The sequence below is a fragment of the Pseudomonas sp. LAP_36 genome (assembly GCF_019456785.1).
In the GTDB taxonomy this organism is placed as follows: domain Bacteria; phylum Pseudomonadota; class Gammaproteobacteria; order Pseudomonadales; family Pseudomonadaceae; genus Aquipseudomonas; species Aquipseudomonas tritici.
In genome coordinates, this window is record NZ_JAHZMS010000002.1 from 347806 (window position 1) to 372283 (window position 24478).

Consider the following 24478-nt stretch of genomic DNA (forward strand, 5'->3'; position numbering starts at 1 on the left):
CCATGTCCGATCCCGATATCGTAGTGGTCGGCGCCGGCATTATCGGCGTCGCCTGTGCACTGCAACTGGCGCGTCAGGGCCGGCACGTGGTGGTGGTCGACCAGCAGGAACCCGGCATGGGTGCTTCCTATGGCAACGCCGGGCACCTAGCGACCGAACAGGTGTTTCCGATTGCCGACCTGTCGATCCTCAAACGTTTGCCCGGCATGCTGCTCGACCCCATGGGCCCGCTGCGCCTGGATTGGAAATACCTGCCGCGCGCCCTGCCCTGGTTCCTGCGCCTGTTATTGAACCTGCGCCCGGCCAGCTATCAGCGCACGGTCGCGGGTATCCGCGTGCTCAACGAGGGCAGCCTGGGCGCCTGGCAGCGCCTGCTGCACAGCATCGGGCGCCCGGAGTTGTTGCGTGAAGAGGGCTCGCTGCTGGTGTTTGAACGGGCGGACTCACGGGACGCCCTGGATGCCTTGCAACAGCGTATGCACGCGCAACAGGTGCCCGTCGCGTTCTGGTCCGGCGACGCGATACGCCAGGCTGCACCGCAATTGAGCGACAACATCCGAGGCGGGCTGTTTTTCCCCAGCACCGGGCACTTCCTGGCCCCCTACCAAGTGGTGTGCGAGCTGGTCCAGGCAGCCAAGGCCAGTGGCGTGCAATTCCTGAAGCGCCAGGTGCTGGATGGACGCGTGGAAGAACACGGCGTCTCACTCACCACCGACCAAGGCCCGCTCGCCGCACGGCAGGTGCTGGTCGCCTGCGGTGCCCACTCAGCCAAACTCACCGCTGCACTGACCGGTAAAAAAGTCCCGCTGGACACGGAGCGCGGCTATCACCTCATGCTGCCCCACGAACAGCAGCGCCTGCCGTTTGCCGTCACCTCCTTGGAACGCAAATTCATCATGACGCCTATGGCCGACGGCCTGCGACTGGCCGGCACCGTGGAATTTGCCGGCCTCGACCGCCCGGCGAATATGGCGCGCGCCTGGCAGTTGCATCGGTTGAGCAAAGGGTTGTTCAGGCAGGACCTGAGTGCGGAAGGTGCAACGCCGTGGATGGGGTTCCGGCCGTCGTTGCCGGATTCGCTGCCGGTGATTGACCGGGTGTGCGACGGGAAAGTGCTGCTTGCGTTTGGGCATCAGCATTTGGGGTTGACGCAGGCGGCGGTGACGGCGGAGTTGGTTGGGGAGTTGGCGAGCCCGAATCGAGGAGCGGCAGCACCGGCACTGGAGGCTTATCGCCTGGACCGATTCTAAAAAATCAATTGCCGACAACAATTCATGGAGTGTAAGCAGTGCAAATGTGGGCTTGCTCGCGAATGCGGTGGGTCAGTGATTGACGCTGTGACTGATACACCGCATTCGCGAGCAAGCCCGCAGACATTTAAACGTGTGTATCTATAGATACGTGTCCGTTTGATTGGCGCGTTGTTCAGTAGAAACCTTGAACAAGGCATCAGCCATTTCCTGAATATCCTCCCGCATCCAGAGCTTTTCCAGCCATCCCGCCGGAATACCTTGCACCCCATAATGCGCACCGGCCAATTGGCCGACGATGGCAGCGGTGGTGTCGGCGTCATCGCCCAGGTTCGCGGCTGCCAACACAGCGTCTGCGAAATTGTCTGTGTTCAGTACGCACCAAAGCGCAGCCTCCAGCGACGCCACGGCGTAACCGGAACCGGTGACCTGCTCCCGAGTTTTGTTGCGATACTCGCCTTGGGCAATTGCCACAACCTTTGGCGCAGAAAGACCGGCGCTTGAGACGGTCGCTAGCTGTTCCTTTGGCACCCCATTCAAGGCGTTACTGATTGCCCGCGCCAACACCACACAGCACTCGATTGCCTCTTGGGCGCCATGGGTCGTACGGGAACTTTGACGGGAAAAATCGTCGACGCGCCGAAGGTCTGGAAAGTAAAACAGCACGATCGGCGCGAGACGCATCATTGAACCGTTGCCCGCGGAAAAAGGGTCAGTAGATCCTGCAAACGGATCACCGTGCGCCTCAAAAGCCGCCAGTGCCGAACGCACGGTCATGCCGATATCAAAACAATCACCCGTGGAGCTCAAGTAGCCCCACTTCCACCAGTTCAAATACCGGCCCATCTGGTCGGCGGGATCAAACCCACCTTTACGCACCAAGCTTTCCGCCAAACACAACGCCATTGAGGTGTCGTCAGTCCATTGCCCCGGCTTCAGGGTGAACGGCCCGCCCCCCACCATATCGGTGAGCGGCGTGAATGTGCCGCGTGGCATGAATTCAACGGTAGTGCCCACTGCATCACCGCACGCCAGGCCCAATAAGCTGCCGCGATAACGATCCAAACGTGTAAGAGGCATAGGTCTTCCTTGAAAAAAATGAGTCAGGCATAACTCTACTTGACCAACCGCTTCTCCTTGGAGGGGCGATATCCGAAATACGAGCTATAGCACTTGCTGAAATGGCTCGGTGAGACGAACCCGCACGCCACCAGCACCTCCACCTGAGACAGCTCGGTGTGTTGCAGCAACCGGCGTGCTTCGGTGACACGCAGTTCCATGTAGTAACGCTGCGGCGTGGTGCCCAGTTGTTCCTTGAACAACCGCTCAAGCTGGCGGCGGGAGCGGCCGGCGTAGACAGCCAACTGGTCGAGTTCCAAGGGCTCTTCGAGGTTGGCGTCCATGAGTTTTACGACTTCACGCAGGGGCGCGCTGACGCTGACGTTTTCGGTGGGTTTGATACGCCGGTAGCGGGATTCTTCGAAGGCCAGGATGTCTTCGATACCTTCGACCAGGGCTTTGTCGTGCAAGCCCTTGATCCAGTCCAGCGCCATATGGAAGGCGCCGGAGGGGCTTGACGCGGTGAGGCGGTCGCGGTCGATCACGTAAGGTTCGCTGGTGACGTGGGCAGCCTTGGACACTTCCGCCAAGGCCGGGCGATGTTCGGGGTGAATGGCGCAGCGATAGCCTTGCAGCAGGCCGGCGCGACCGAGGAACCAGGCACCGTTCCATAGGCCGGCGAGGCCGACGCCGTGTTCGGCGGCGTTGCGCAGCAGGTGGATGAAGTCTTCGCTCGCCTTGAGTTCAGTGCGAAAACCGCCGCAGATCACCAGCAACTCCAGGTCTTGCAGGGCCGCCACGTCGAGGCGTGCGTCGGGGCGGATCACCAGGCCCAGGTCGCTGTTGACTTCGCCATCGTCCCAGCCGAAGGTGCGCGAAGCGAATAATTCCGGACGCAGCAGGTTGGCGGTGACGAGGGTGTCCAGGGTCTGGGTGAATGCAGGCAGGGAAAAGTGCTCAAGCAGCAAGAAGCCGACACGGGTCACCGATGCTGGCTGCTGGGTTTCATTGAGGTAGCGCAGGTTCTTGCCTTTCATGCCACCGCTGAATTGACGTCTTTCCATCGAGGGTTGGCCCACTTTTATTGTTGATGCAGTGGGCGCCATCTTAGGGGGAAACGCGTTGGCTGTCTCAGGCACTGATCTTGAGAAAACCGCAAACGCTCAAAGCCCGTGGCAGAACAGGGGTCGGGCCATCTGATACGGTTTTTTCTTTGCTATCTGCGCCTGTATTGAAATGCGGGTGAGGCGGACAATGGCCCCATTCCCTACCCACTCTGCGGAGGCCTTATGGCCAAGATGGCACTTTTCCTGTTCGGCTTTTTGGTGTTGACCATCGGCATTGGCTTGCTGGCGACCATCTCGCCGGTCTGACACTCAGCCGGCAAACAGCATCGGGTACAGCGACAGCACCAGCAAACCGGCCATCGACCCGTTGAACAGTCTTAGCCAGCGCGGCTCACGCAATACACTGCGCAAGCCACTGCCACACCCGACCCACACGCACACGCTGGGCAAGTTGACCACGGCGAACACCAGCGCAATCACCAGCACACTGGTGACATAGCCTTCAGCCGGCGTATAGGTGGTGATGGCCCCGAGCGCCATGATCCAGGCCTTGGGGTTCACCCACTGGAACGCCGCCGCGCCGAGGAAGGTCATGGGCTTGCCCTGCTCATCGTTGCTGTCGGACAGGCCGCCCGCCGTCGCGATTTTCCACGCCAGGTACAGCAGGTACGCCGCGCCCACGTAGCGCAACAGCGTGTAGGCCCATGGAAACACCTTGAACACCTCGCCCAAGCCAAGGCCCACCGCGATCACCAGCACCATGAAACCGATGCTGATCCCAAGCGCATGGGGCATCGACCGGCGGAACCCGAAATTCACCCCCGAGGCGAGCAGCATGGTGTTATTGGGCCCTGGCGTGATCGAAGACACAAAGGCGAACAGCACGAACGCTGACAACAGACTGCTAGACATGTACATGATGCGGCATCCAAACGGGGGGTATGCCTGCGACAGTAGAGGGTTATTGAGCCCCCTGCCCCGTACAGCCACGGCACGATTGAGGCATACACTTTTTTGCCAACGCTTTCACAAACCTTTCACAGATGACGCTCTATGGTGGACCCAGCTCCTAATGAACATCCTTTTAGCCCGCGCTCCCCACGCGGGCTTTTCTTTGCCTGGGGTTTATCGCAGGAAAAAAAACAGGCAAGCCATTGTTCATGACTTGCCTGCGGCGCTGATGATTTAACGCGGGCCTGGGCCACCGCCCTGACCATGCCCGCCACCGTGCCCACCGCCGCCACCACCCGGCGGCATGAATATCCAGCAGCCCGACAAGCTCGACAACAGCGCGACGACAACAGCCGCCTTGGTTAGATACTTCAACTTCATGACATCACTCTCTTACTTGACGAGATTAACTTCTCGTTTGATATGACAGTGCAAGGAGAAGTGCGTCACGGCTATCGTGTAACCTGATGGTAGGGTTTGTATGCGTGACGGTACAACGTGCCGTCACGCCATGAGTAACAACTGACTTCCGTCAGGTCACTGTGTTGCTTAACATGGCGCATGCCTTTTCCGATTGTGTTACTCGTTCTCTTCGCCGCCCTCTTGCACGCAAGCTGGAACGCGTTGTTGCGCGCCGGCAACGACAGGCTGTGGTCAATGACCGTGATGTGCCTGGCGGTTGCCATCGTCAGTACTGGCATTGCCCTGAGTCTCCCATCACCCGCCGCGGCGAGTTGGCCTTACGCGGTCCTGTCGGGCGTCCTGCACGTGGGTTATAACCTGTTCCTCGTGCGCAGCTACAAGATGGGCGACCTTGGGCAAACCTACCCGATTGCCCGTGGTTCCTCACCCATTCTGATTACGCTGTTCGCCTTGGCATTTGCGGGTGAAGCCGTAGGCACGAGTGCCCTGCTGGGCATCGCATTGGTATCGGGCGGCATCATTTCGCTGGCCTTCAAGCAACGCAAGCTGGCCGTCCCCAGTTTGCCCTACGCCTTGGGCACGGGATTTTTCATAGCGGCCTACAGCGTGACAGATGGCATCGGCGCAAGGCTGTCCGGCGCACCCCTGGCCTACACCGCATGGATGTGTGCACTTTGGGGCGTACTGATGCCACTGGTGTACATCGGCCTGCGCGACGCACGCAGCCTGTTCACCCCACGCCAGGGCTTCGTCACCGCCTTGATGGGTGGGCTCGTCTCGCTCCTGGCTTACGGCATCGTCATCTTTGCCATGTCTGAAGCGCCCATGGGAGCCGTCTCGGCCCTGCGCGAAACCAGTGTGGTGTTTGCGGCCTTGATCGGCTATTTCTTCCTGGGCGAGTCACTGACTGTCCGTAAAGTGCTGGCGTGCGTTGTCATTGCCACCGGCACGATCCTTATTGGCTGACCTTCCCCCACTCATAAAAGGTTCAAGAAATGGATACCGTCTCTTCAGCACCCCTGATCCTGATCACCGGCGGAAGCCGAGGTGTCGGCGCCGCAACAGCGCGGCTCGCGGCGGCGCAGGGCTACGACGTCGCCATCAGCTTCATCAACAACGAGGCCGCCGCACTCGGCGTAGTGGCGGACGTACAAGCAGTAGGACGACGCGCCCTGGCCATACGCGCCGACAGTGCAGACCCGGAGCAAGTCGCTCAACTGTTCGCCACCATCGACGAGACGTTTGGCCGCATCGACGTACTGGTCAACAATGCCGCAATCATTGGGCTGCAATCGCGCTTCGAAGACCTCGACGTCGCCCGCATTCAGCGCATCTTTGCGATCAATGCCATCGGCCCGATGCTGTGTGCGCAGCAAGCCGTCAAACGCATGTCGTTTCGTCACAACGGCAAAGGCGGCAGCGTGATCAACGTATCCTCGGGAGCCGCCCGGCTCGGCAGCCCGAATGAGTATGTGGACTACGCCGCGTCAAAAGGCGCCCTGGAGACGTTCACTATCGGGCTGTCCAAAGAAGTCGCGCGCGAAGGCATACGCGTCAACTGCGTACGTCCGGGGCACATCTACACAGAAATGCACGCCAGCGGCGGAGAACCTGGGCGCGTTGATCGCGTCAAGGACAGTATCCCGATGGGCCGCGGAGGAGAACCCGAAGAGGTGGCGCGGGCCGTGCTGTGGTTGGCCGGTGCAGAGGCGTCGTTTATTACTGGGACGTTTCTGGATGTGACTGGGGGCAAGTGACGCATTTACACACGCTTGGCGTGGAAGACGCACTACCTCGTCGAGCACACGGACTTGACCGAAATCGGGATGAACGCCTTGGGTTTTGAACTGAAGCGGTTGGAGGGCTGAATGGACGACCTGATACAAGGGCTCGATGGGCCCAGGACTGCCCAGCAGGAATTGTTTTACGACCTGGAAGATGCGGCGGCGGTTATTGGCTGGTCGGTGGTCGAATTGACCGCTATCGCGGCCAGCGGCAGGACGCCGGATGAGGCCATGACGCTGATGAAAATATGCACGCTGCTGGCGGCGCAACAGGAAAAAATTGGCGCCTATGCGAATGAGGCCAAAGACAAGAGGATCGTCAGGACTGACGATCGCCCGATTCAGCTGTGATCATAAGCAGTGCGGGGACTCTGTCCACGTTTCGCTATCCAACCACAGAAACATCGCTCAACTTTTTAGCCCTCTTCTCATTTTGCAGGTGTCATCGCCCGTGGACTACTTGACCTCTTCCCAATAGCCCTTGAAGAGGTCGCCATGCTCGACAGTAGCTGTTACTCCGCATTACAACCGATAACCCGCTTCCTGCGAAAAGCCTGTGTCGTCGCCCTGCTGACAGTTCCAATGGCCGCTTTCGCCATCGTGGGCGGCGCGGATGCGCAGGATGGGCGCTACCCGTTTATGGCTTCGCTCCAATTCAAAGCGTCAGGCACGACGTCGCTGGAGCGTCACGGTTGTGGCGCGGCCTTGGTCGCACCTCGATGGGTACTGACCGCGGCCCATTGCCTGGTTAACACGCAACCGGGTGACGTCGAGGTGATCCTCGGGCGCACCCTGTTGAGCAATACACGGCAGGGCCATACCGTCGGCGTACAACAAATCGCTGTTCACCCTGAATTCCTGCGCTCGCTGACCCTTGATGTCGCGCTGCTCAAACTTGATCACGACATCACCGACATCCCGTCCATCACGCCGGTGACACGCGAAGCAGGGCTTGAGGATCGCATCAAGCGCCCCACCGTCCTCGGCTGGGGAAACACGGCGCGCAGCCCAGCCCCCGACGTATATCCGGACCATCTGCAGCGCGCACGCTTGCCCAGAATGACGGACGCACTGTGCACATCACTCGCGCCAAACGTGAACCTGCAAAACACCTTCTGTGTGGGGGCTGACGGCTTGATACCGGACAGCGGCGACTCCGGTGGCCCTGTATTCGTCAAACATCCCAAAAGAGGGTTTGTGCAACTGGGCGTCGTCAGTCAAGGCGTCTTGATTGCACGCTTGTCCAACCCGAAGATCGCTGACTTTATTCGTGAAACAATGAGCGAATCGCCTTGATTGCATGATTTACGGCGGCTGTGTAGGCGTGGGGATATTACGTTTACACAGGCCTGTTGACTGCGACACACTTCCTTGGGATGGCGGGCGCCGGGTGAATAGCTCTGTTGGCTCATGAAGGCGTACGCCCAAATCCTGCGTTTGCGACAGCACAGAACAAATGCTGATAAATTTCCATCGAATAAAACGGACACCCTCATGGGAATTAAAGTCACGATGCTAAAAGGCCTTTGCTTCCTGACGATGGGTGCCATAGCGCTCGACGCGCTCGCGGGGACGTCGGAGCAGCGTTTTCTATGTTCGACGGAAGAAACGCTATTATTCGGATGCGATTCCGGCCCGAAGATGATCTCGGTGTGTGCATCGCCCGGCTTCTCAGCGACAACAGGCTATGTGCAGTACCGATTTGGTACGCCCGGCAAAATTGAATTGAGCTACCCCGAGAAGCTGAGTCCACCGAATGGTCATTTCTGGCTCAGCTCTACGGGCTACTCAGGTGGCGCCGAGGCACACCTGCGCTTCACCAATCATGGCGTAACCTACGCCGTTTTCGACCGTACGGTGCGCACAAACTTTACCCCAGGAGAACCCAACGACCCCGAATTCAGCGAGGGCATCGTCGTGCGTCTACCGGGAAAGAAAGCAACAAGTCGACTCTGCACCTATTCCGAAGGCGGCATTCGCGAGCAGGCCTACACAACCATCGAACGGGAAGACTTCGACGATAGCCTTGTTCCGTAAAGGAGCACATTGCGCCCCCCGATCACAGGCAATAAAAAACCGCCTCATAGGCGGTTTTGGTGAAACCATATTCAGGAAAAGCTGCAAAATTGGATGTGTCGCGGGTAGGCTTTAGCATGCAGCGAACGACTCAGCCCAACAAGGAGGTTCTCGGTGAACAAAGCAAGTAAATGGATACGCATTGCACTCTCGATACCGATTTTCGCCGCGTCAATTTTATCTGGAATCGTGACGGCTAAAATAAGCTTAAGCGCCGTACTGGTATTTTTTACGGGGCTCATGACGGCCTATGACATCGGCGTGGCAATAGGCAGCCTGGCTGTAGGTTTGGTTACAGCCCTGATTACCTGTGTCCTTTGGATGCTTGGCACATACGTACGAGCTCAGCCAAAACAGGTGGAAGCTGAAGCGCCATAAGGGTTGTCCTACGCCCGGTCTTCAGCGTAGACCTAAGCGCTGACAGTCGTGCCGCTCCACCGGCGCACCGATGAGCTTCCGGCACGGATCGCGTAATACTCAGCAAGTGCCAGGCGGAATGCCGTTTTTGTTGAAGTCCTTCAGGCGCTCCCGTTCTTCCTCAGTGGAGTGCGCTGGAGTTTGTTGCTCAGGTTCTTTCTTCTTTTCTTCAGTCATTGCTATGTCCTCTGGATGGTGCTATTTCGGCACCTGGAGGAAGCAGCAGTTCAACTCAATCCGCCCACCGCCCGGAAATGACCCGGACTCCCGCGAAACGGATTTACCTGAGTGACGCACGACCGGCTGCCCAGCCTAAACTTCGCCGACGTCCGCGATGCCCGCCGACCTGCGCCCGTGCAAACCCTAGTCTGAACTGATCTCAATGTCCTCTGGAAAGATGAGCTTTCCACACCAACCGTGCCCGGCTGTAAGAGCAGATATCGGAGCAAGTAACAGTGCCACCAGTAACAAGGCTCTCTTAAATCCGCCGAGGCTGCTAACCATCACCCTGCAGATAAGCCATAGGTGAAGAAGACTTGCACCACTAGCAAGAAAGATAAACCCGAAGGCGTGAAACGAGCTGGACATCCATGTTCCTCACTTCCTTGAAAACCGAAGCATAGCGTTTCTAAATCGCTACCTGTCAGAAAATCCTCCCCCTTTAAAGTCATCAAAGATATTCGGATATCGACCTTGATCACCAATACGTCTGGACTTCGAATGAGACAGCAGATGTTGCGCAACCGGTGGGACGACGCACGGGAGAAGGCGGCGATCAAAGCCGCGGCTGAGGGTGACCCCGCGCTGGCTGCTAGCATTCGGCAATTCCAATTCAAGGATATCCGGCCTAACGCTGCTAGCGAGATAGCGCTGACTCACGCGAGCTGCCTACTAAGTCACTCCACAGAAGAAATGACCAAGAAGGTCTATCGGCGAGTCGTTGAAATTGTTAAGCCTACGAAATGATCCGGTGCTACGAAATTTACGATAGGTAGAAAACGGCCAAAAGCAGACGTTCAAAAATTACAGGTATTGCGAAGTTGGGTTCAGCCCATAACGCTGCGAGGAAAATGCCCCCCGATGTTATTGCAGGACTCGGACCGTTACCTGTGTCCTGCGCCTAACCGGGGGCCACTTCTCGCAGCAACGCGACTCGCGATGAAACGGCAACAGACCCTAGAGCTGAAAGCGCGAGATGTTCTCTCGCAATGTCACGCTGGTGCGTGCCAGTCCTTCGCTTTCCTTCTGAGCACTGCGGAAGGCTGCAGCGGATTGCTCGGCGCTTTCGCTGACGGTCACGATGCCCCGGCTGATCTGCTCGGCAACGGTACTCTGCTGCTCTGCGGCAGCGGCGATTTGGTGGTTCATTCCATTGATCCGCTCGATCATGGTTACGATCGTGCTTACCGCGTCACCGGCCTCGGAAACGCCGGCCACCGACTGCGCACTGGAGCGCTTGCAGCGTTGCATATGCTGCGAGGTCTCGTCGGCAATTTTCTGCAGACTGGCAATCAGCCCCTCAATCTCTGAGGTGGCCTTCTGGGTACGCTGTGCCAGGCTGCGCACCTCGTCGGCTACCACCGCGAAGCCGCGTCCGGCCTCGCCAGCACGGGCAGCTTCGATGGCTGCATTGAGGGCCAGCAGGTTGGTCTGGTCGGCGACCGACTTGATCACTTCAAGCACGCCACCGATATTGCCGGTTTCATTCTTCAGCCGGCCCATGGCCATGTTGGACTGTTCGATTGTCTCGGCCAGTTCGTCGATCATGTTGACGGCATCTTTGGCCTTCTGCTGGCTGTACAGGGCCGCGCTATCGGCCTCGCTGGCGGCACTGGCGGCGGATTCGGCGTTGCGCGCGACATCCTGTACGGTGGCGGCCATTTGGTGAACGGCGGTGACGATCTGCTCGACCTCGCACTGTGCCATGGCCACGCTTTCGGCGTTTCTCAGGCTCGATTGGCTAAGCTCCTGGCTGGATTCGGCCACGGTCTGTGAGGACAGGTTTATGCCTTTGGTCATGTCCCGCAGGTTCTCCTGCATGCTCAGCAGGGCGGCCATTATGCTGGCTTGTGGTGGCTCAATCGTGCGCTCGCTAGCGCGCAAATCGCCGTTGGCAACCCGTTGGGCGAGCTGGTTGAGTTCACTCGGTTCGGCACCCAGCGCGCGCAGCAGGTTGCGGCTGATGACGTAACCCAGTACCGCTGCTAGTAAGACGGCCAGCGCAGTAATGGCCAGTAGAAGGTTGCGTTGTGACAGATAGCGTTCGTCATTTTCGCTGACCTGCAGGTCTGCCCTCTGGTTGGTGTAGCGCAGGTATTCGCCAATTGCCTGTGTCAGCTCGGCCAGTAATGGTGTGCACTGCTCGCTGACCATGCGCAGAGCCTCATCGTTTTCACCCTTGAACAGGTGTTCGGCAATGCTGTGCGCTACCGGTTTGTAGCGGCTCTCGACCTGCTCGAAGGTTGAAAGCAGTTCACGCTCTTTGGGCGACACATCATCATGGTTATCAATTGCCTGGCGTAGCGCGACGAGGCTGCTGGCCACCATTTGTTCGTTGACGGCAATAGCGCCCCGCTGCTGTTCTCTCGCGGTGACATTGCTGTTCAAGGCGATGTTACGCAGGGCAATCGCGCGCTGGGCGGCGGCGTCGTTCAGTGTGTTGGCTAGGCGGGTGCGTGCATCAACGCCATTAACGTAGAGGAAAAAGTCCTTATTGCTGTTAGCCAGGGCGTAAAGCGAGATAGCGGCGATCAGCAACATAAACGCGAGCAGGCTGGCATAGCCGGCATAGAGACTGGTCCGTGTCGAGAGCCGGGGAGTGTGCGATGGCATATGATGTACCTGCGTCATGGGAGGAGCAATTAGAGGCACCTGCAAGGGCATCTATTCGCCCTTGGTCCGCATCCTGCGCAGGTATTCTTTTGTTCAACAGCAACGGGTAGCGGTGTTATTTCCTGGCTAGCCGAAACTTGTACAAGTACTGAATCTTGTACAAGTCTTGTACAACTATATGGGCGAGATGTCGTAATGACATTATTTAATCCCGATGAACGGTCAGTGACATCCGGTTTCTGGCAGGCGCCAGAAATAGAGGTAACCGCCAGCAAGCACTTGGCTGCATCCAAGCTGGGGTTGGCGTTGCCCGTCTTAATACGGACAGTCATCACCGATGAATCTGCAGCTCGACGACTGGATTGAAAGGATGGCCTAATGACACTGCCGCTACCATCAGAAGATCCCTACTAGGTGGTAGGGATATAGGGAACTGGATAGGAAAATTCCTACTACAACAAGCTTCTCCGGAAAGCCGAGGTCATGGCTAAACGACAATGCATGCCATAGACCTATCGCCCCGGTTGTATGGCCATGTAGATATTGCCGGTACCAAAACGGCGCCAAGACGATGGAGAACGTATGGCACGCGATGCGCGGCGGCCGTGTGCTCCGGTGCGACACCTTGCACTCTGCGCGGCCGAGTTAACCTATCGGGAAGCTGTGCTGTTTCCCTGCCTAGCGGCATCGGTTCGCACCTGGGCCCCTAGGTGGATTCGACACCGCCGAGATTGCCGGAATCGATGGCCGATTGCATGTAGTAGGCATTGCCGGATGATCGCTTCTGGCCTTTAGTGGACGCTTAGGCTCCTTAGTCTTGAGCACAATCCCACGTCCAATCGAGGAAAGGCATACCGATAACAGCGTCTTGAATTTCCCGAAAAATGGCAGTGTTGCGGAAGTGATCCGAAAAATTGCGGAAGCGATGACAAAATCGCAGGCAATAAAAAACCCCGTAGACGTTAATCTACGGGGTTTCTAAGAGTGGAGGCCGAGGTCGGAATCGAACCGGCGTAGGCGGATTTGCAATCCGCTGCATAACCATTTTGCTACTCGGCCTCAAACGATCAGTGTCTCAACGACTAACACTCACCGCATAAAAACTTGAGTGGGCTGAAGAACCCTGCCTCTACTCTAACTCATTGAATACATTGAGGTTTTTAATGCCTCATTGCGTTCGATGGGCGCCATTATGTACGTATTTGCCAATGCGTGCAACCCCTTGATTTCAAAAATATTTCGTATTGCCATCAAGGAGTTGCGTGCCTGCCCTACTCCTTGATGTGCAGTTGTTGGTACTGCGGGTCGGCCTTGATTTGGGCTTCGGTGAAGGGCAGCGGGCTGAGTTTTTTCTGGGAGAACGCTTGGGTCTGGTCCTTGCTGTGTTTGGAGGCTGGATTGCTGGACTCGGAGAACGCAAGTACGCCCCTGACATGCGGCCCTTGGTCGTCGAAGGTGACGATTTGCAGGTAGCTGGTGCCGCTGACGACTTCGCGTTTGCCGTCGGCGCGGGGTACGGTTTGCATGGCGTTGTAGACCCCCAGTTCTTGCGGGCCGCCATGGACCGGGGTTTGGCCGGAGACTTGGATGTCGCCCCATGTGCTGTTGGCGCTCAGGCCGAGTTTGGCGACCTCGGCGGTGGACGTCAGCATCGCTTCGCGCAGGGCTTTGGCGACGGGGGCGCGGTCGATGGCCAGGCCACGTGGGGTGGTGAGAGGCTGGGCCGGGTCGAAGGCGACGCGCCAGGCGTCGGGGATTTCCTGCAGCTGTTGCACCAGGTTGATGAAGTGCACCAGGCCAACGCCGCTGTCGAGGTTCGCGCGCTGGTCCCAGTTTTTCAGGCTGGTGCACAGCGGTTGCAGCGCGGCGGCGTCGGCGCCGAGGTATTTGGCGCAGAACGCGAGCAGGTCGGGCATGACTTGGCCCGCCAGGTACACCTCGTTGTCCATCACCATGTTTTGCAGGTCGGTGACAGTGATCGGTTTATTCAGGGACTGCAGGCGTTGTAGCGCGAAGCGCGCGCGCGGGCCGAGGCCGATGTGGTCCTGGCTGATCACCGGGGAGAACCCGGTGAGTGGCGCCTTGGGGTTGACCAGCCACGCCGAGTCGTTGGAATGCTGCACGTAGTCGCTGCGCTCGAGTTGCGGCAGCTGTTCAGCCGGGAAGATGCCGGCCTGGGCCGCGCGTGGGTCGATGTCCCAGGCGCAGGCGCTGCGGGCGCCGTCGAGCATGATCAGTTGCAGGGCGGCGTGAGGGTCACTGCATTGCGCCAGTTTGGCCGCGCTGACGTTGGGCACCACTGACTGGTTCATGTACAGGCTCTGGCCCTGGTCATCGGCGGCCACCGTGTTGACCCACGGGATACCTTGCAGGGTGCGCACTGAGGTTTTCAGTTCATTAAGGCTGCTGGCGCGGTTCATCGCATACCACTGTTGCAGCACGCGGTCGTTGCCCAGGTTGGCGTCGCGCAGACTGAACGCGTACTGCCTATCCCAATCGAGCTTGCCCGGCCACTGCACCACTGGGCCGAACTGCGAGCTATAGACCGTGTGCGACTGGTTCTTGAGGCTGCCATCAGCTTGTTTGACCTGCACGTTCACCGTGGTTTTATCCAGGGCAACAGATTTGCCATCGAGCATGTAGCGCGTGGAATCCTTGGGGTCCAGGGTCAGGCGGTACAGGGTGAAGTGCTTGGACGTATCCACCGTATGGGTCCACGCCACATGCTGATTGAAGCCGATATTGATCACCGGCAAGCCCGGCAGCGCGGCGCCCATCACATCCAGCTGGCCGGGGATGGTCAGGTGCATCTCATAAAAACGCATGCCGCCCACCCACGGGAAGTGCGGGTTGGCCAGCAGCATGCCGCGCCTATTGAATGAGCGATCACGCCCCACCGCCACCGCGTTACTGCCGCGATCAAAGGCAAAGCGTTGCTGGTTGGCGGCGGCCAGTTCAAACGCCTTGGCGCTGGTCTGCGCACTGGCCGTGGCTTGTGGAGGTGTCGCGCCGACCAAGGCTTCGGCGAATTGGCCTACGCCACCTTCCACCAGCAGCCTACGGGTCAGTTTGACCAAGTCTTCAGCCACCAGTGGCCGTACCCACGCCGCTTGGCACTGTGCCGGCGCGCCCTGCTCTTTCAGGTAGCGGTTGTAGCCGGCCACATAACCTTCAATACGCTGCTGGATCTGTGGGCTCTGCGCTTTCCAGAACGCGGCGACGGCGTCCGGCGTATTCAGCCAGGTAAAGAACACATCGCTGGCCAGGTTGTTGCGCTCTTCCAGGGTCGTCTGCTCGGGGCCAAAGAAACTGGCGCGCTGGCCATTCACCGTGACCACTTCATTGGCCAGCAGGCACAGATTGTCCTGGGCGTAGGCGTAGCCAATGCCGAAGCCCAGGCCACGCTCGTCATTGGCGCGTATGTGCGGCACGCCATAGCTGGTACGACGGATATCCGCCGACGCTTGCGTCACCTGCTCCCGCGCCAGCGCAGCCAGGCTCAACCCCAGCAACACCCCGGCCACACATACCCTGGACAACCCATTGGAAATAATCACGCAGACTCCACAGTCAGATTTAATCGCCTCACGCGGGGTAATAACCCCACCGTAAGAACGCAAACCACTGGGAATAATTTAGCAAGGGGCGAGGTTTATTGACGGCGGTGCGAATGTGACAAAACCGATACCGACGAATTTTCTACATCCGGCACTTCATGATTTCGCTCGCTCGTTCGTCTTATTAATCAAGAGCGCTCATTTTTTTCCTGATCAGGCTCTGATAAGGAGTTTTTGCATGTACAACTCGCAAGTGCCCACGGATGGACATTCACCGGCTGCCGAGACCACTTTTGGCAGCGGTACACAAGTGTTCGGCAAAACGCCGGAACAGCAAGGCAACCAGCGTATTCGCCACCTGCTCAAGTGTTTTGGGTTGCGCACCAGCCTGATCCGGCTGAAGGTCATTGACGCCCTGCTCACCGCCGCCGACAACCGACGCAGCCTCGGCGTGCGCGGTGTGCACAGCCATTTGCTGGAACTGGGCATTCCGCTGTCATTTCTCAGCGTGCGCGAGGTGCTCAAGCGCCTGTGCAGCGAGGGCGTGATCACCCTCAATGCAGATAAAAGCTACAGCCTCCACGAAGAGGCTGCCAAGGTGATCGAAGGTCGCACCTGAGGCACGACCTAGCGCTTAGAGCTTGACCTTGCGGCGCATGACACCGTTGATCACCACCACGACCACTGCGACGGCAATGGCGATGGTCTGGAATGTTTTCTCACTGATAACCCCAGTGTTCTGCAAGTAGGACAGGCCAAACATCGTCGCCAGTACGGCCAGGGCAATCAGAATCGAATATTTCAAACGTTGCTTTTGTGTCATGACGGGTTCCTGAACCTGAAGAGTGTAGCTACGGTGAATAGCCGAATCTGCCAGGCACATAATGGCGAGCGGGTCCGACAGGCGCACATGTTACAGGCGATGCCTAGCGCTGCAAACCGGTGCCCGATTGCGCGCAGCGCTCAACCAGCCAATCGACAAACACCCGCACGCGCTGGGACAGTTGGCGGTGTGGTGGGTACAACGCGGTCAGGGCCATCTTCGGCACAGCCAACTGCGGCAATACTTCCAGCAACGTGCCCTCGGCCAACTGGCGCATCGCATGATAATGCGGCGCCTGGATCAAGCCGAACCCGGCTTCGCAGGCAGCGAAGTAGCCGTCAGAACTGTTCACCGCCAAGCCTTTTGGCAGGTTGACCGTCTGCAATTCGCCGCCCACCTCAAATTCCAGGCCGAACCGTTTGCCGCTGGCACTGGAGACGTACTCGACCATCTGGTGATCGACCAGGTCTTCGAATGAGGTGGGAACCCCCCTGCGCGCCAGGTACTCCGGACTTGCCAGGGTGAGTTGATCCATCATCGCCAAAGGCCGCGCCACCAGCGATTCGTCCAGGGCCAGGCCGCCGCGCAGCACGCAATCGACGCCCTCGCGGATCAGGTTCACGGGGCGGTCGTTAAGGCCTATCTCCAGTTCAATCTGCGGGTAGCGCGCAGTGAATGACGGCAATGCGGGGATCACGATCAAGCGGCCAATGCCCGACGGCATATCCACGCTCAGGGTGCCGCGCGGGTTCTGGCGCTGGGTGGAAAACACCGCTTCGGTTTCTTCCAGGTCTGTCAGCAGTTGTACGCAGCGCTGGTAGTACGCGGCGCCATCCAACGTAGGGCTGACTTGCCGCGTGGTGCGTTGCAACAGTTGCACGCCCAGGTGTGCTTCCAATTGCTTGATCAGGATGGTCACCGAAGCGCGTGGCAATTGCAGGCTGTCGGCCGCCTTGGCAAAGCCGCGCAGCTCGACGATCCGTGTGAACACACGCATTGCGTTGAAACGGTCCAAGTGACGGCTCCCCAGTGGATTATTTAGATAATACGAACAGTGATAGCAGTTTTAGCCGGTTTATCCCGATTTTGTCGAGCGTGACAATGGAGCCCTTCCCCATTAAGGAGCTGACCCCATGCACACCCGTCCACTCGGTACAAACGGCCCACTCGTCTCCGCCATCGGCCTCGGCTGTATGGGCATGAGCGATTTCTACACGCCTGGCAACGACACCCGGGAAGCCACCGCCACCCTGCACCGCGCGTTGGAGCTGGGCATCAATTTCCTGGACACTGCTGACATCTATGGCCCGCACACCAATGAACAACTGATCGGCCAAGCCATCGCCGGCAAACGCGAGCAGGTGTTCCTGGCCAGCAAGTTCGGCATCCTGCGCGACCCGGCCAACCCCACGTCGCGCGGCGTCAATGGCCGCCCCGAGTACATCCGCAAAGCCATCAACGGCACCCTGCGGCGCCTGGGTGTAGAAACCCTGGACCTGTACTACCAGCACCGTATCGACCCGGATGTCGCCATCGAAGAAACCATCGGCGCGATGGCCGAGCTCGTGCAACAAGGCAAGGTGCGTTACTTGGGCCTGAGCGAAGCCTCCGCCGCCACCCTGGAACGCGCTCATAACGTGCATCCGATCAGTGCCCTGCAAAGCGAGTACTCGTTGTGGAGCCGCGACCAGGAACATAACGGTTGCCTCGCCACCTGCCAGCGCCTGGGTATTGCATTTGTCCCCTACAGCCCGCTCGGCCGTGGCTTCCTGACGGGCGCACTGAAAAGCCCGGATGACTTCGGCACCGATGATTACCGTCGCTTCAACCCGCGTTTCCAAGGCGAAAACTTCGGCAAAAACCTGCAACTGGTGCAGCAAGTGCAGGCGCTGGCAGCCGATAAAGGTGTCAGCGCCGGGCAACTTGCGCTGGCCTGGGTGTTGGCGCAGGGCGATTACATCATTCCGATTCCCGGCACCAAGCAGCGCAAGTACCTGGAAGAAAATGCGGCGGCCGTTTCAATCAACCTCAGCCAGGCAGAATTGGCGGCCCTGGAAGCGATCTTCCCCGCCGAGGCACCCGCCGGCTCGCGCTACCCCGAGGCGGTAATGGCCATGCTGGATATCTGATCAAAGGAGCGCCCTCAAAAGGCGCTCTTTTTTCTTGCACGATGGTACCTAAAGCTCCTCCTATCCAAGCCGATAGCCCTACGAAGCTCTAACAAAGCCGCGTCGACAATAAACGCTTCGTAAGGACGACCCCATGCCCCCACTGCGCTCCATCCAAGCCCGCTATACCCTGTTCCTGGTGCTGTTCGTCCTGGTGTTATTTGTATTGACCGTGGTGGGAATCGGCCAGTTGGTCGCGCCTACGCTGCGTCATACCGAAGAACAGGTGGTGCTCAACCGCATCGCTGAGGTCGCCGAGCAAATCCAGGGCGAGCTGAACAAGGTTCAGTCCCAGCAACGCAGCATCACCCAGACCATCCCTTTGCTCGACAGCGATGCCATCGACAAAGTCCTCCCAGGCCTGGTCGACCAATATGGCGAGCTGAAAGTCTTCGGCGGCGGGATCTGGCCGCTGCCCAATCAACGCACGCCTGGACGCAACAAGCACAGCACGTTCTGGCACCGTGATGCCTCGGGCAAGCTGGCCGTGAATACGTTCTGGAACAGCGACCCAGCGCCCAACTACTACGACCAGAGCTGGCACAAAGGTGGCCTGGCCTCGCCGCGCGGCCAATGCGCCTGGGCCGCCGCCTACAAGGACGACGCCAGCCAGGAGCCGCGCACCAACTGCGCCATGGCGATCCAGCGCGACGGCGTGCCTTATGGCGTCGCCACCATCGACGTGACCCTGGGTTTCTTCAATGACTTGGTGGCCAGCAAAGAAAAAGACATCGGCGGGCAAATGCTGATCGTCGAAGGCGACGGCAAGATCATCAGCAACAGCACGCGCATCAGCAGCCCGGTGGTGTTGAAAAACATCAGCGAACTCAGCGGCTCCTCGGCGTTTGCCGCCCAGGTCAGCAAGGCCCTGGCCCATCGCGACCAGGCGTTGCAACGCAGCGAGTTCGACAACCAGGGCGTGGCCAGCACCTTTTATATGCGCCCGATCGCCGGCACGCCGTGGTTCCTTGCCACCGCCCTGCCTACTTCGCTGATTACCGCCCAGCGCGACGACGTGCTCGGCACCCTGGCCCTGCTGCAAATCCCCATGGTATTGCTGCTGGTGCTGCTCGCGGTGTATGCGATCCGCCAACTGGTGCAGCGCATGAAGTCGCTGAAAACCAATATCGACGCGCTGTCCGCCGGCGATGCCGACTTGACACGACGCATCACCATCCGCGCCGAAGACGAACTGGGTGCCATTGGTCACTCGGTGAACCGCTTTATCGTCTACCTGCAGAACATGATCGGCGAGGTCACCCAAGCCACCGGTGCCATGTCGTCGAGCCTTGAGCAACTGCAGCGGACCTCGGCGCACACCAATCAGATTCTGGTGCGGCACGCCTCGGAAACCGACCAGACGGTAACCGCCATCACCGAAATGAGCTCCACCGCCGACACCGTCGCGCAAAACGCCGCTGAAACCGCTGCGTTCACCCAGCGCGCCAATGAGCACGCCGACCGTTCCCGCGTGGTGGTGGGAGAGGCATCCAACAGCGTCAGCGCCTTGATCGGCGAAGTCTCCAGCGCCACCCACAGCGTGGAAAACATGCGCCAGGACGCCGCACGCATCACCGAAACCCTCGGCGTGATCGGTGCAATTGCCGGCCAGACCAACCTGCTCGCCCTCAACGCCGCGATTGAAGCCGCGCGTGCCGGGGAGCAGGGCCGTGGTTTTGCGGTGGTCGCCGATGAAGTCCGCGCCCTCGCCGCCCGCACCCAGGCCAGCACCTCGCAGATCAACGAAATGCTCACCCGCCTGACCGCGGGCGTCAGTTCCTCGGTAGCGGCCATGGAAAACACCCAGGCCAGCTGTCAGTCGGCGGCGGATGCCACGGCGCGGGTGAACACCGGCCTGGACGAAATGGCAGGTTCCGTGAGCCATATCAACAACCTCAGCACCCAGATCGCCACGGCCGCCGAGCAGCAAAGCGCAGTGACCGAGGAGATCAACCGCAGCATGGTGCAGATCCGACAAATGGTCGAAGAGCTGGTACAGAGCGGCCACGCCACTGAAACCAATACCCAGAGCCTGCTGGATGCGAATGGCCGAGTGATTGCCTTGATGGGTCGCTTCAAAGTGCGGTGATAAATGGTTGAAACACTCCCGTGCCAAAGCGCGGGAGTGGGACTATTCTGACAGCTCGAAGACGCCACACAGGAGGTGTGCCATGCGCTCAGCCGAGCAGTCGGTCCGCTTGGAGCGGATCAGTCAGGAACGCTTTATCCAGGCTCCCATCGAAGCCGTTTACGACTATGTGACCCAACCGGATCGCTGGCACGAATGGCACCCCACATCCCTCAGCGCCGACACCGGCACTACCGGTTCCCTTCCTGCCGGCGCACGTTTCACTGAATTCATCGACTTGCTGGGTGTGCGTGTGCCGATGAGTTACCGCGTACAGATCGCCCGGCGCCCCGGCGAATTCAAGACGGTGTTCACCTCCGTGGCCGTCGATGGCTCCATCCACTATTTCCTGCTGCCCCACCAAGGCGGGACGCTGTTCAAGCGTGTATTGACGTATGAAACCGAATTGCAACTGACCACGTTGCATGAACGCATGATCGAACTCTCGGCGGTAGCCCTCGGCCAGCTCAAGCGTCGGATGGAAAATCCACCCTTCGTATAATTTTGAAACATTCCCACCCTGCCTGCTGACCTTTGGGCGCTGGCTTGCCTGCGATGACGTCGTCATGATCGCCGCCATCCCAATTGCTAACGCCTGCACGCGAGCCTCCCCTATGAAAAGCACATTACGCCTGGCCCTGCTCTCTGCCCTGTTCACCACCACCCTCGTCCAGGCCGCCGACCTGATCCCCATCGACGTGCACCGTGACGCCAACTGCGGCTGCTGCAAAAAGTGGATCAGCCATCTGGAAAGCAACGGATTCAAGGTCAACGACCACGTGGAAGCCGATATGAGCGCCGTCAAACAACGCATGGGCGTGGCACCGCGCCTGGGCTCGTGCCATACCGCGGTGATCGACGGCAAATTCGTCGAAGGCCACGTGCCCGCTGAACAGGTGCTGGCCTTGCGCAAACGTGATGACCTGCTGGGCATTGCTGCACCGGGCATGCCCATGGGCTCGCCGGGTATGGAAGTGGAAGGCCGCAGCGAGGCTTATCAAGTCATCGGCCTGACCCGTGAGGGTAAAGATGTCGTGGTGGCTGAATACCCGGCGCAATGATCGCGGGCTACCTGGGATTATTCTTCGCGGCGTTTGGCGCCGCGACCTTACTGCCACTGCAATCGGAAGCCGTTCTGGTTGGCCTGCTGCTCAGCGGGCATTACAGCCTATGGCTGTTGCTGGGGGTTGCCACGTTGGGCAACGTGCTGGGTTCAGTGGTGAACTGGTGGCTCGGCCGCTGGGTTGAGCACTTTAAGGAACGGCGCTGGTTTCCGGTCAGCGACAGGCAGTTGGACAAAGCCCGCAAACATTACGCGCGATGGGGGCATTGGACCCTGTTGCTCAGCTGGGTGCCGATCATTGGCGACCCGCTGACGTTGGTCGCCGGGGTAATGCGTGAGCCTCTGTGGCGATTCCTGCTGCTGGTGACCCTGGCCAAAAGCGTACGTTATGGCGTGCTCGCGGCAATTACCTTGCAGTGGGTGTTAATCCCCACTTAATCCCCTCGCAACAGCATCCGAGCACCCTTTTTCGGAGCCCTGCCAATGCCCCTGACCCGCGCTTTTTGCATCGCCGGCCTGCTCGCGGCCACTACCGCCCCAGCGTTCGCCGCGACCTACGGCCCCGAGCTGCAAGGCTTCGAATACCCCTACCCGCTTCAGCATTTCGAATTTGAATCCCAGGGCAAGGCCTTGCAAATGGGCTATATGGACGTGCCCGCCAAAGGGCAGGCCAACGGCCGCAGCGTGGTGCTGATGCACGGCAAGAACTTCTGCGGCGCCACATGGGAAGGCTCGATCAAAGCCCTGAGCGACGCCGGTTACCGGGTGATCGCGCCGGACCAGATCGGCTTCTGTAGCTCCAGCAAGCCCGATCACTATCAATACAGCTTCCAGCAACTGGCAACCAACACCCACCAGTTGCTGGAGAAGCTCGGCATTCAAAAAGCCACGCTCATTGGCCACTCCACCGGCGGCATGCTTGCCACGCGTTATGCACTGATGTACCCCGCGCAAACCGAACAGCTCGGGCTAGTCAATCCGATTGGCCTGGAAGACTGGAAGGCCTTGGGCGTGCCCGCCCTCACCGTCGACCAATGGTATGAGCGCGAGCTGAAAGTCAGCGCCGAAGGCATTCGCAAATATCAACTGGCCACCTATTACGTCGGGCGCTGGAAGCCGGAGTACGAGCGCTGGGTGGACATGTACGCAGGCCTGAGCAACGGCCCGGGGCATACGCTGGTCGCGTGGAACTCGGCGCTGATTTACGACATGATCTTCACCCAGCCGGTGTACTACGAGTTCAAGAACCTGCAAATGCCCACGCTGCTGCTGATCGGCACGTCCGACAACACCGCCCTTGGCAAAGACGTCGCACCGCCAGCGGTCAAGGCGAAGCTCGGCAACTATGCCGTGCTGGGCAAGCAAGTGGCCAAGTTGATTCCCCATGCAACCCTGGTGGAATTCCCAGGCTTGGGGCATGCACCGCAGATGGAGGAACCGGCCCAGTTTCACAAAGCGCTGTTGCAGGGGCTGAACGCGCTTTAATCCAACCTTTTTCGAGGTGCTCGTGAATGTCGGTACAGATCGCAGTCATTGATGATTGGCAGCATGTGGCCAGTGGCGTGGTGGATTGGTCGGTCCTGGAGGCCGTGGGCGATGTGCACTTTCTGCACGATTACCCGGCAGATACCGCCACCATGATCGAGCGTTTAAAGGGCTTCGAGGTGATTTGCGTGATGCGCGAACGCTCCACCTTCGACAAAGCCCTGCTGCAAGGCCTGCCAGCGCTCAAATTGCTGGTCACCGGCGGCATGCGCAACGCGGCGATCGACATTCCTGCTGCCAAGGCCCAGGGCATCACCGTATGCGGCACCGACAGCTATAAACACGCGGCGCCGGAACTGACCTGGGCGTTGATCATGGCCTCCACCCGAAACTTGGTAGCCGAAGCCAATTCGTTGCGCGCTGGCGACTGGCAGGTTGGCCTCGGCGGCGACCTGTATGGCAAGACCCTGGGCATTCTCGGGCTTGGCAGCATTGGCCAGAAAGTCGCGCAGTTCGCCCAGGTGTTTGGCATGCGCGTGATTGCCTGGAGCGAAAACCTTACGCCTGAGCGTGCTGCCCAGTCCGGCGTTACGTGGGTCAGCAAGAGAGAGCTGTTTGAACAAGCCGACATCCTCACCGTGCACCTGGTGCTCAGCGACCGCAGTCGTGGGCTGGTGGATGCCGAGGCACTGGGCTGGATGAAGCCCACGGCCCACTTGGTCAATACCGCACGCGGACCGATTGTGGATGAGCAGGCGCTGGTGCATGCACTGGAAAGCGGACGCCTGGCGGGGGCGGCGCTGGATGTATACGCCGAGGAACCGTTGCCAGTGGACCACCCGTTCCGCCGTTTGCCAAAGGTGCTGGCCACGCCACACGTGGGGTATGTAAGCCAGCAGAATTACCGGCAGTTCTATTCTCAGATGATCGAAAACATCCACGCTTGGACAAACGGTCTGCCCATTCGCGTGCTGGGATAACGCACCATTCAAGGGCAACCCTCTCGTAGTGAGCGGGCTTGCCCCGCGCTGGGGCGCGAAGCGGCCCCAAATAGCCACCTCGGTCACACTGTTGAGCCGGGCCCGCCAAAATTGGGAGCGCTTCGCACTCCAGCGCAGGGCAAGCCTGCTCACTACATGCGGGGCAAGCCCGCTCGCTACAAACCCCTCCCTTCGCGCAAAGCATATGGTTACAAGTATTTTGTCCTACAAAATCCTCGTATAAACCCTACAGACTCTGGGATCTGTCCTAGACTGATGACCGATGGGTCCGTTTCAAAACAAAAACCCCGCGAAAATAATCGAAACTTTCCAACTCTGCCATAGGTCAGGTTTAGGGTAAGGCGCGCACAAGCGGTTCATACCAGATGCCGTCTATCCAATCTTTTTAAGCTAA

At 59.2% G+C, this 24478-nt stretch carries 23 protein-coding genes, 1 tRNA gene and 1 pseudogene; 16 read left to right on the forward strand and 9 right to left on the reverse strand.

All coding sequences use genetic code 11. The annotated features are described in order from the left end of the window. Positions 1–2 precede the first annotated feature (2 nt). Positions 3–1250, forward strand: a complete 1248-nt coding sequence (locus JBO08_RS07205) for an FAD-binding oxidoreductase (RefSeq protein WP_220074256.1) — start codon at positions 3–5, stop codon at positions 1248–1250. A gap of 141 nt (positions 1251–1391) precedes the next feature. Here JBO08_RS07205 and JBO08_RS07210 read toward each other — a convergent pair whose 3' ends face one another. The 4 genes from JBO08_RS07210 to JBO08_RS07225 form a co-directional block, all read right to left on the reverse strand. Next, positions 1392–2330 (reverse strand): ADP-ribosylglycohydrolase family protein, encoded by a 939-nt coding sequence (locus tag JBO08_RS07210; protein WP_065880571.1) that lies wholly within the window; start codon positions 2328–2330, stop codon positions 1392–1394. A gap of 35 nt (positions 2331–2365) precedes the next feature. Continuing rightward, a complete protein-coding gene (locus JBO08_RS07215; protein WP_065872980.1) occupies positions 2366–3346 on the reverse strand; it encodes a GlxA family transcriptional regulator in 981 nt (326 codons plus the stop codon). A gap of 339 nt (positions 3347–3685) precedes the next feature. Beyond that, the gene (locus JBO08_RS07220; RefSeq protein WP_220074255.1) at positions 3686–4294 is read right to left on the reverse strand and encodes a LysE family translocator; all 609 of its coding nucleotides are present in this window, start codon (positions 4292–4294) and stop codon (positions 3686–3688) included. Positions 4295–4561: 267 nt separating this feature from the next. Further along, entirely contained in the window at positions 4562–4708 is a 147-nt protein-coding gene (locus tag JBO08_RS07225) for a hypothetical protein (protein ID WP_175402973.1), read from the reverse strand. Positions 4709–4888: 180 nt separating this feature from the next. Here JBO08_RS07225 and JBO08_RS07230 point away from each other — a divergent pair, with 180 nt between their 5' ends. The 6 genes from JBO08_RS07230 (at position 4889) to JBO08_RS07255 (ending at position 8988) form a co-directional block, all read left to right on the forward strand. Next, positions 4889–5716: a DMT family transporter gene (locus JBO08_RS07230; protein WP_065890931.1), complete on the forward strand. Its 828-nt coding sequence runs from the start codon at positions 4889–4891 to the stop codon at positions 5714–5716. Positions 5717–5745: 29 nt separating this feature from the next. Next, positions 5746–6507 (forward strand): SDR family oxidoreductase, encoded by a 762-nt coding sequence (locus JBO08_RS07235; protein WP_065872977.1) that lies wholly within the window; start codon positions 5746–5748, stop codon positions 6505–6507. Between the two features lie 111 nt (positions 6508–6618). Beyond that, complete coding sequence (locus JBO08_RS07240; protein WP_065872976.1) at positions 6619–6885, forward strand: hypothetical protein; 267 nt, start codon at positions 6619–6621, stop codon at positions 6883–6885. Positions 6886–7029: 144 nt separating this feature from the next. Beyond that, on the forward strand, positions 7030–7830 hold the full coding sequence (locus JBO08_RS07245; protein ID WP_083213981.1) for a trypsin-like serine protease: 801 nt from the start codon (positions 7030–7032) through the stop codon (positions 7828–7830). A gap of 198 nt (positions 7831–8028) precedes the next feature. Continuing rightward, a complete protein-coding gene (locus JBO08_RS07250) occupies positions 8029–8571 on the forward strand; it encodes a hypothetical protein (protein ID WP_139114569.1) in 543 nt (180 codons plus the stop codon). 153 nt (positions 8572–8724) lie between these two features. After that, positions 8725–8988, forward strand: coding sequence for a hypothetical protein (locus JBO08_RS07255; protein WP_065872973.1), 264 nt, complete (start codon positions 8725–8727; stop codon positions 8986–8988). A gap of 1215 nt (positions 8989–10203) precedes the next feature. Here the strand turns inward: JBO08_RS07255 and JBO08_RS07260 are convergent. From JBO08_RS07260 to JBO08_RS07270, 3 genes are all read right to left on the reverse strand, one after another. Next, positions 10204–11859 (reverse strand): methyl-accepting chemotaxis protein, encoded by a 1656-nt coding sequence (locus JBO08_RS07260; RefSeq protein WP_065880579.1) that lies wholly within the window; start codon positions 11857–11859, stop codon positions 10204–10206. A 985-nt stretch (positions 11860–12844) separates the two neighbouring features. After that, positions 12845–12918, reverse strand: a tRNA-Cys gene (locus JBO08_RS07265). Positions 12919–13130: 212 nt separating this feature from the next. Next, positions 13131–15416 carry an acylase gene (locus JBO08_RS07270; RefSeq protein WP_220074254.1) on the reverse strand — a complete coding sequence of 762 codons (2286 nt, stop codon included), beginning with the start codon at positions 15414–15416 and terminating at the stop codon, positions 13131–13133. Between the two features lie 238 nt (positions 15417–15654). Here JBO08_RS07270 and JBO08_RS07275 point away from each other — a divergent pair, with 238 nt between their 5' ends. Then, the gene (locus JBO08_RS07275; RefSeq protein WP_065872968.1) at positions 15655–16035 is read left to right on the forward strand and encodes a fe2+ zn2+ uptake regulation protein; all 381 of its coding nucleotides are present in this window, start codon (positions 15655–15657) and stop codon (positions 16033–16035) included. Positions 16036–16050: 15 nt separating this feature from the next. Here the strand turns inward: JBO08_RS07275 and JBO08_RS07280 are convergent, their stop codons facing one another. Together JBO08_RS07280 and JBO08_RS07285 are read right to left on the reverse strand one after the other, a co-directional pair. Continuing rightward, positions 16051–16239 carry a hypothetical protein gene (locus JBO08_RS07280; protein ID WP_049713137.1) on the reverse strand — a complete coding sequence of 63 codons (189 nt, stop codon included), beginning with the start codon at positions 16237–16239 and terminating at the stop codon, positions 16051–16053. 103 nt (positions 16240–16342) lie between these two features. After that, positions 16343–17254, reverse strand: coding sequence for a LysR family transcriptional regulator (locus JBO08_RS07285; RefSeq protein WP_220074253.1), 912 nt, complete (start codon positions 17252–17254; stop codon positions 16343–16345). A 118-nt stretch (positions 17255–17372) separates the two neighbouring features. Between JBO08_RS07285 and JBO08_RS07290 the strand changes: the two genes are divergently transcribed. From JBO08_RS07290 to JBO08_RS07320, 8 genes and pseudogenes are all read left to right on the forward strand, one after another. Further along, positions 17373–18368: an aldo/keto reductase gene (locus JBO08_RS07290; protein ID WP_065890926.1), complete on the forward strand. Its 996-nt coding sequence runs from the start codon at positions 17373–17375 to the stop codon at positions 18366–18368. 133 nt (positions 18369–18501) lie between these two features. After that, positions 18502–19635: pseudogene (locus JBO08_RS28415) on the forward strand (cache and HAMP domain-containing protein); the annotation flags it as partial. Between the two features lie 48 nt (positions 19636–19683). Further along, positions 19684–20496 carry a methyl-accepting chemotaxis protein gene (locus JBO08_RS28420; protein WP_405045952.1) on the forward strand — a complete coding sequence of 271 codons (813 nt, stop codon included), beginning with the start codon at positions 19684–19686 and terminating at the stop codon, positions 20494–20496. A gap of 82 nt (positions 20497–20578) precedes the next feature. Beyond that, complete coding sequence (locus tag JBO08_RS07300) at positions 20579–21037, forward strand: SRPBCC family protein (RefSeq protein ID WP_065872964.1); 459 nt, start codon at positions 20579–20581, stop codon at positions 21035–21037. Between the two features lie 112 nt (positions 21038–21149). After that, a complete protein-coding gene (locus JBO08_RS07305) occupies positions 21150–21596 on the forward strand; it encodes a DUF411 domain-containing protein (protein WP_220074251.1) in 447 nt (148 codons plus the stop codon). Further along, positions 21593–22036 (forward strand): YqaA family protein, encoded by a 444-nt coding sequence (locus JBO08_RS07310; protein WP_065872962.1) that lies wholly within the window; start codon positions 21593–21595, stop codon positions 22034–22036. Before JBO08_RS07305 ends, JBO08_RS07310 begins: the two co-directional genes overlap by 4 nt. A gap of 45 nt (positions 22037–22081) precedes the next feature. Continuing rightward, positions 22082–23083 carry an alpha/beta fold hydrolase gene (locus JBO08_RS07315; RefSeq protein ID WP_065872961.1) on the forward strand — a complete coding sequence of 334 codons (1002 nt, stop codon included), beginning with the start codon at positions 22082–22084 and terminating at the stop codon, positions 23081–23083. A gap of 26 nt (positions 23084–23109) precedes the next feature. Continuing rightward, a complete protein-coding gene (locus JBO08_RS07320) occupies positions 23110–24063 on the forward strand; it encodes a D-2-hydroxyacid dehydrogenase family protein (RefSeq protein WP_065880586.1) in 954 nt (317 codons plus the stop codon). Positions 24064–24478: the final 415 nt, after the last annotated feature.

Coding starts and splice junctions, on each gene's coding strand:
- JBO08_RS07205 (WP_220074256.1), top strand. CDS start 3: ATGTCCGATCCCGATATCGTAGTGGTCGGCGCCGGCATTATCGGCGTC.
- JBO08_RS07210 (WP_065880571.1), bottom strand. CDS start 2,330: ATGCCTCTTACACGTTTGGATCGTTATCGCGGCAGCTTATTGGGCCTG.
- JBO08_RS07215 (WP_065872980.1), bottom strand. CDS start 3,346: ATGAAAGGCAAGAACCTGCGCTACCTCAATGAAACCCAGCAGCCAGCA.
- JBO08_RS07220 (WP_220074255.1), bottom strand. CDS start 4,294: ATGTACATGTCTAGCAGTCTGTTGTCAGCGTTCGTGCTGTTCGCCTTT.
- JBO08_RS07225 (WP_175402973.1), bottom strand. CDS start 4,708: ATGAAGTTGAAGTATCTAACCAAGGCGGCTGTTGTCGTCGCGCTGTTG.
- JBO08_RS07230 (WP_065890931.1), top strand. CDS start 4,889: ATGCCTTTTCCGATTGTGTTACTCGTTCTCTTCGCCGCCCTCTTGCAC.
- JBO08_RS07235 (WP_065872977.1), top strand. CDS start 5,746: ATGGATACCGTCTCTTCAGCACCCCTGATCCTGATCACCGGCGGAAGC.
- JBO08_RS07240 (WP_065872976.1), top strand. CDS start 6,619: ATGGACGACCTGATACAAGGGCTCGATGGGCCCAGGACTGCCCAGCAG.
- JBO08_RS07245 (WP_083213981.1), top strand. CDS start 7,030: ATGCTCGACAGTAGCTGTTACTCCGCATTACAACCGATAACCCGCTTC.
- JBO08_RS07250 (WP_139114569.1), top strand. CDS start 8,029: ATGGGAATTAAAGTCACGATGCTAAAAGGCCTTTGCTTCCTGACGATG.
- JBO08_RS07260 (WP_065880579.1), bottom strand. CDS start 11,859: ATGCCATCGCACACTCCCCGGCTCTCGACACGGACCAGTCTCTATGCC.
- JBO08_RS07275 (WP_065872968.1), top strand. CDS start 15,655: ATGTACAACTCGCAAGTGCCCACGGATGGACATTCACCGGCTGCCGAG.
- JBO08_RS07280 (WP_049713137.1), bottom strand. CDS start 16,239: ATGACACAAAAGCAACGTTTGAAATATTCGATTCTGATTGCCCTGGCC.
- JBO08_RS07290 (WP_065890926.1), top strand. CDS start 17,373: ATGCACACCCGTCCACTCGGTACAAACGGCCCACTCGTCTCCGCCATC.
- JBO08_RS28420 (WP_405045952.1), top strand. CDS start 19,684: ATGTCGTCGAGCCTTGAGCAACTGCAGCGGACCTCGGCGCACACCAAT.
- JBO08_RS07300 (WP_065872964.1), top strand. CDS start 20,579: ATGCGCTCAGCCGAGCAGTCGGTCCGCTTGGAGCGGATCAGTCAGGAA.
- JBO08_RS07305 (WP_220074251.1), top strand. CDS start 21,150: ATGAAAAGCACATTACGCCTGGCCCTGCTCTCTGCCCTGTTCACCACC.
- JBO08_RS07310 (WP_065872962.1), top strand. CDS start 21,593: ATGATCGCGGGCTACCTGGGATTATTCTTCGCGGCGTTTGGCGCCGCG.
- JBO08_RS07315 (WP_065872961.1), top strand. CDS start 22,082: ATGCCCCTGACCCGCGCTTTTTGCATCGCCGGCCTGCTCGCGGCCACT.
- JBO08_RS07320 (WP_065880586.1), top strand. CDS start 23,110: ATGTCGGTACAGATCGCAGTCATTGATGATTGGCAGCATGTGGCCAGT.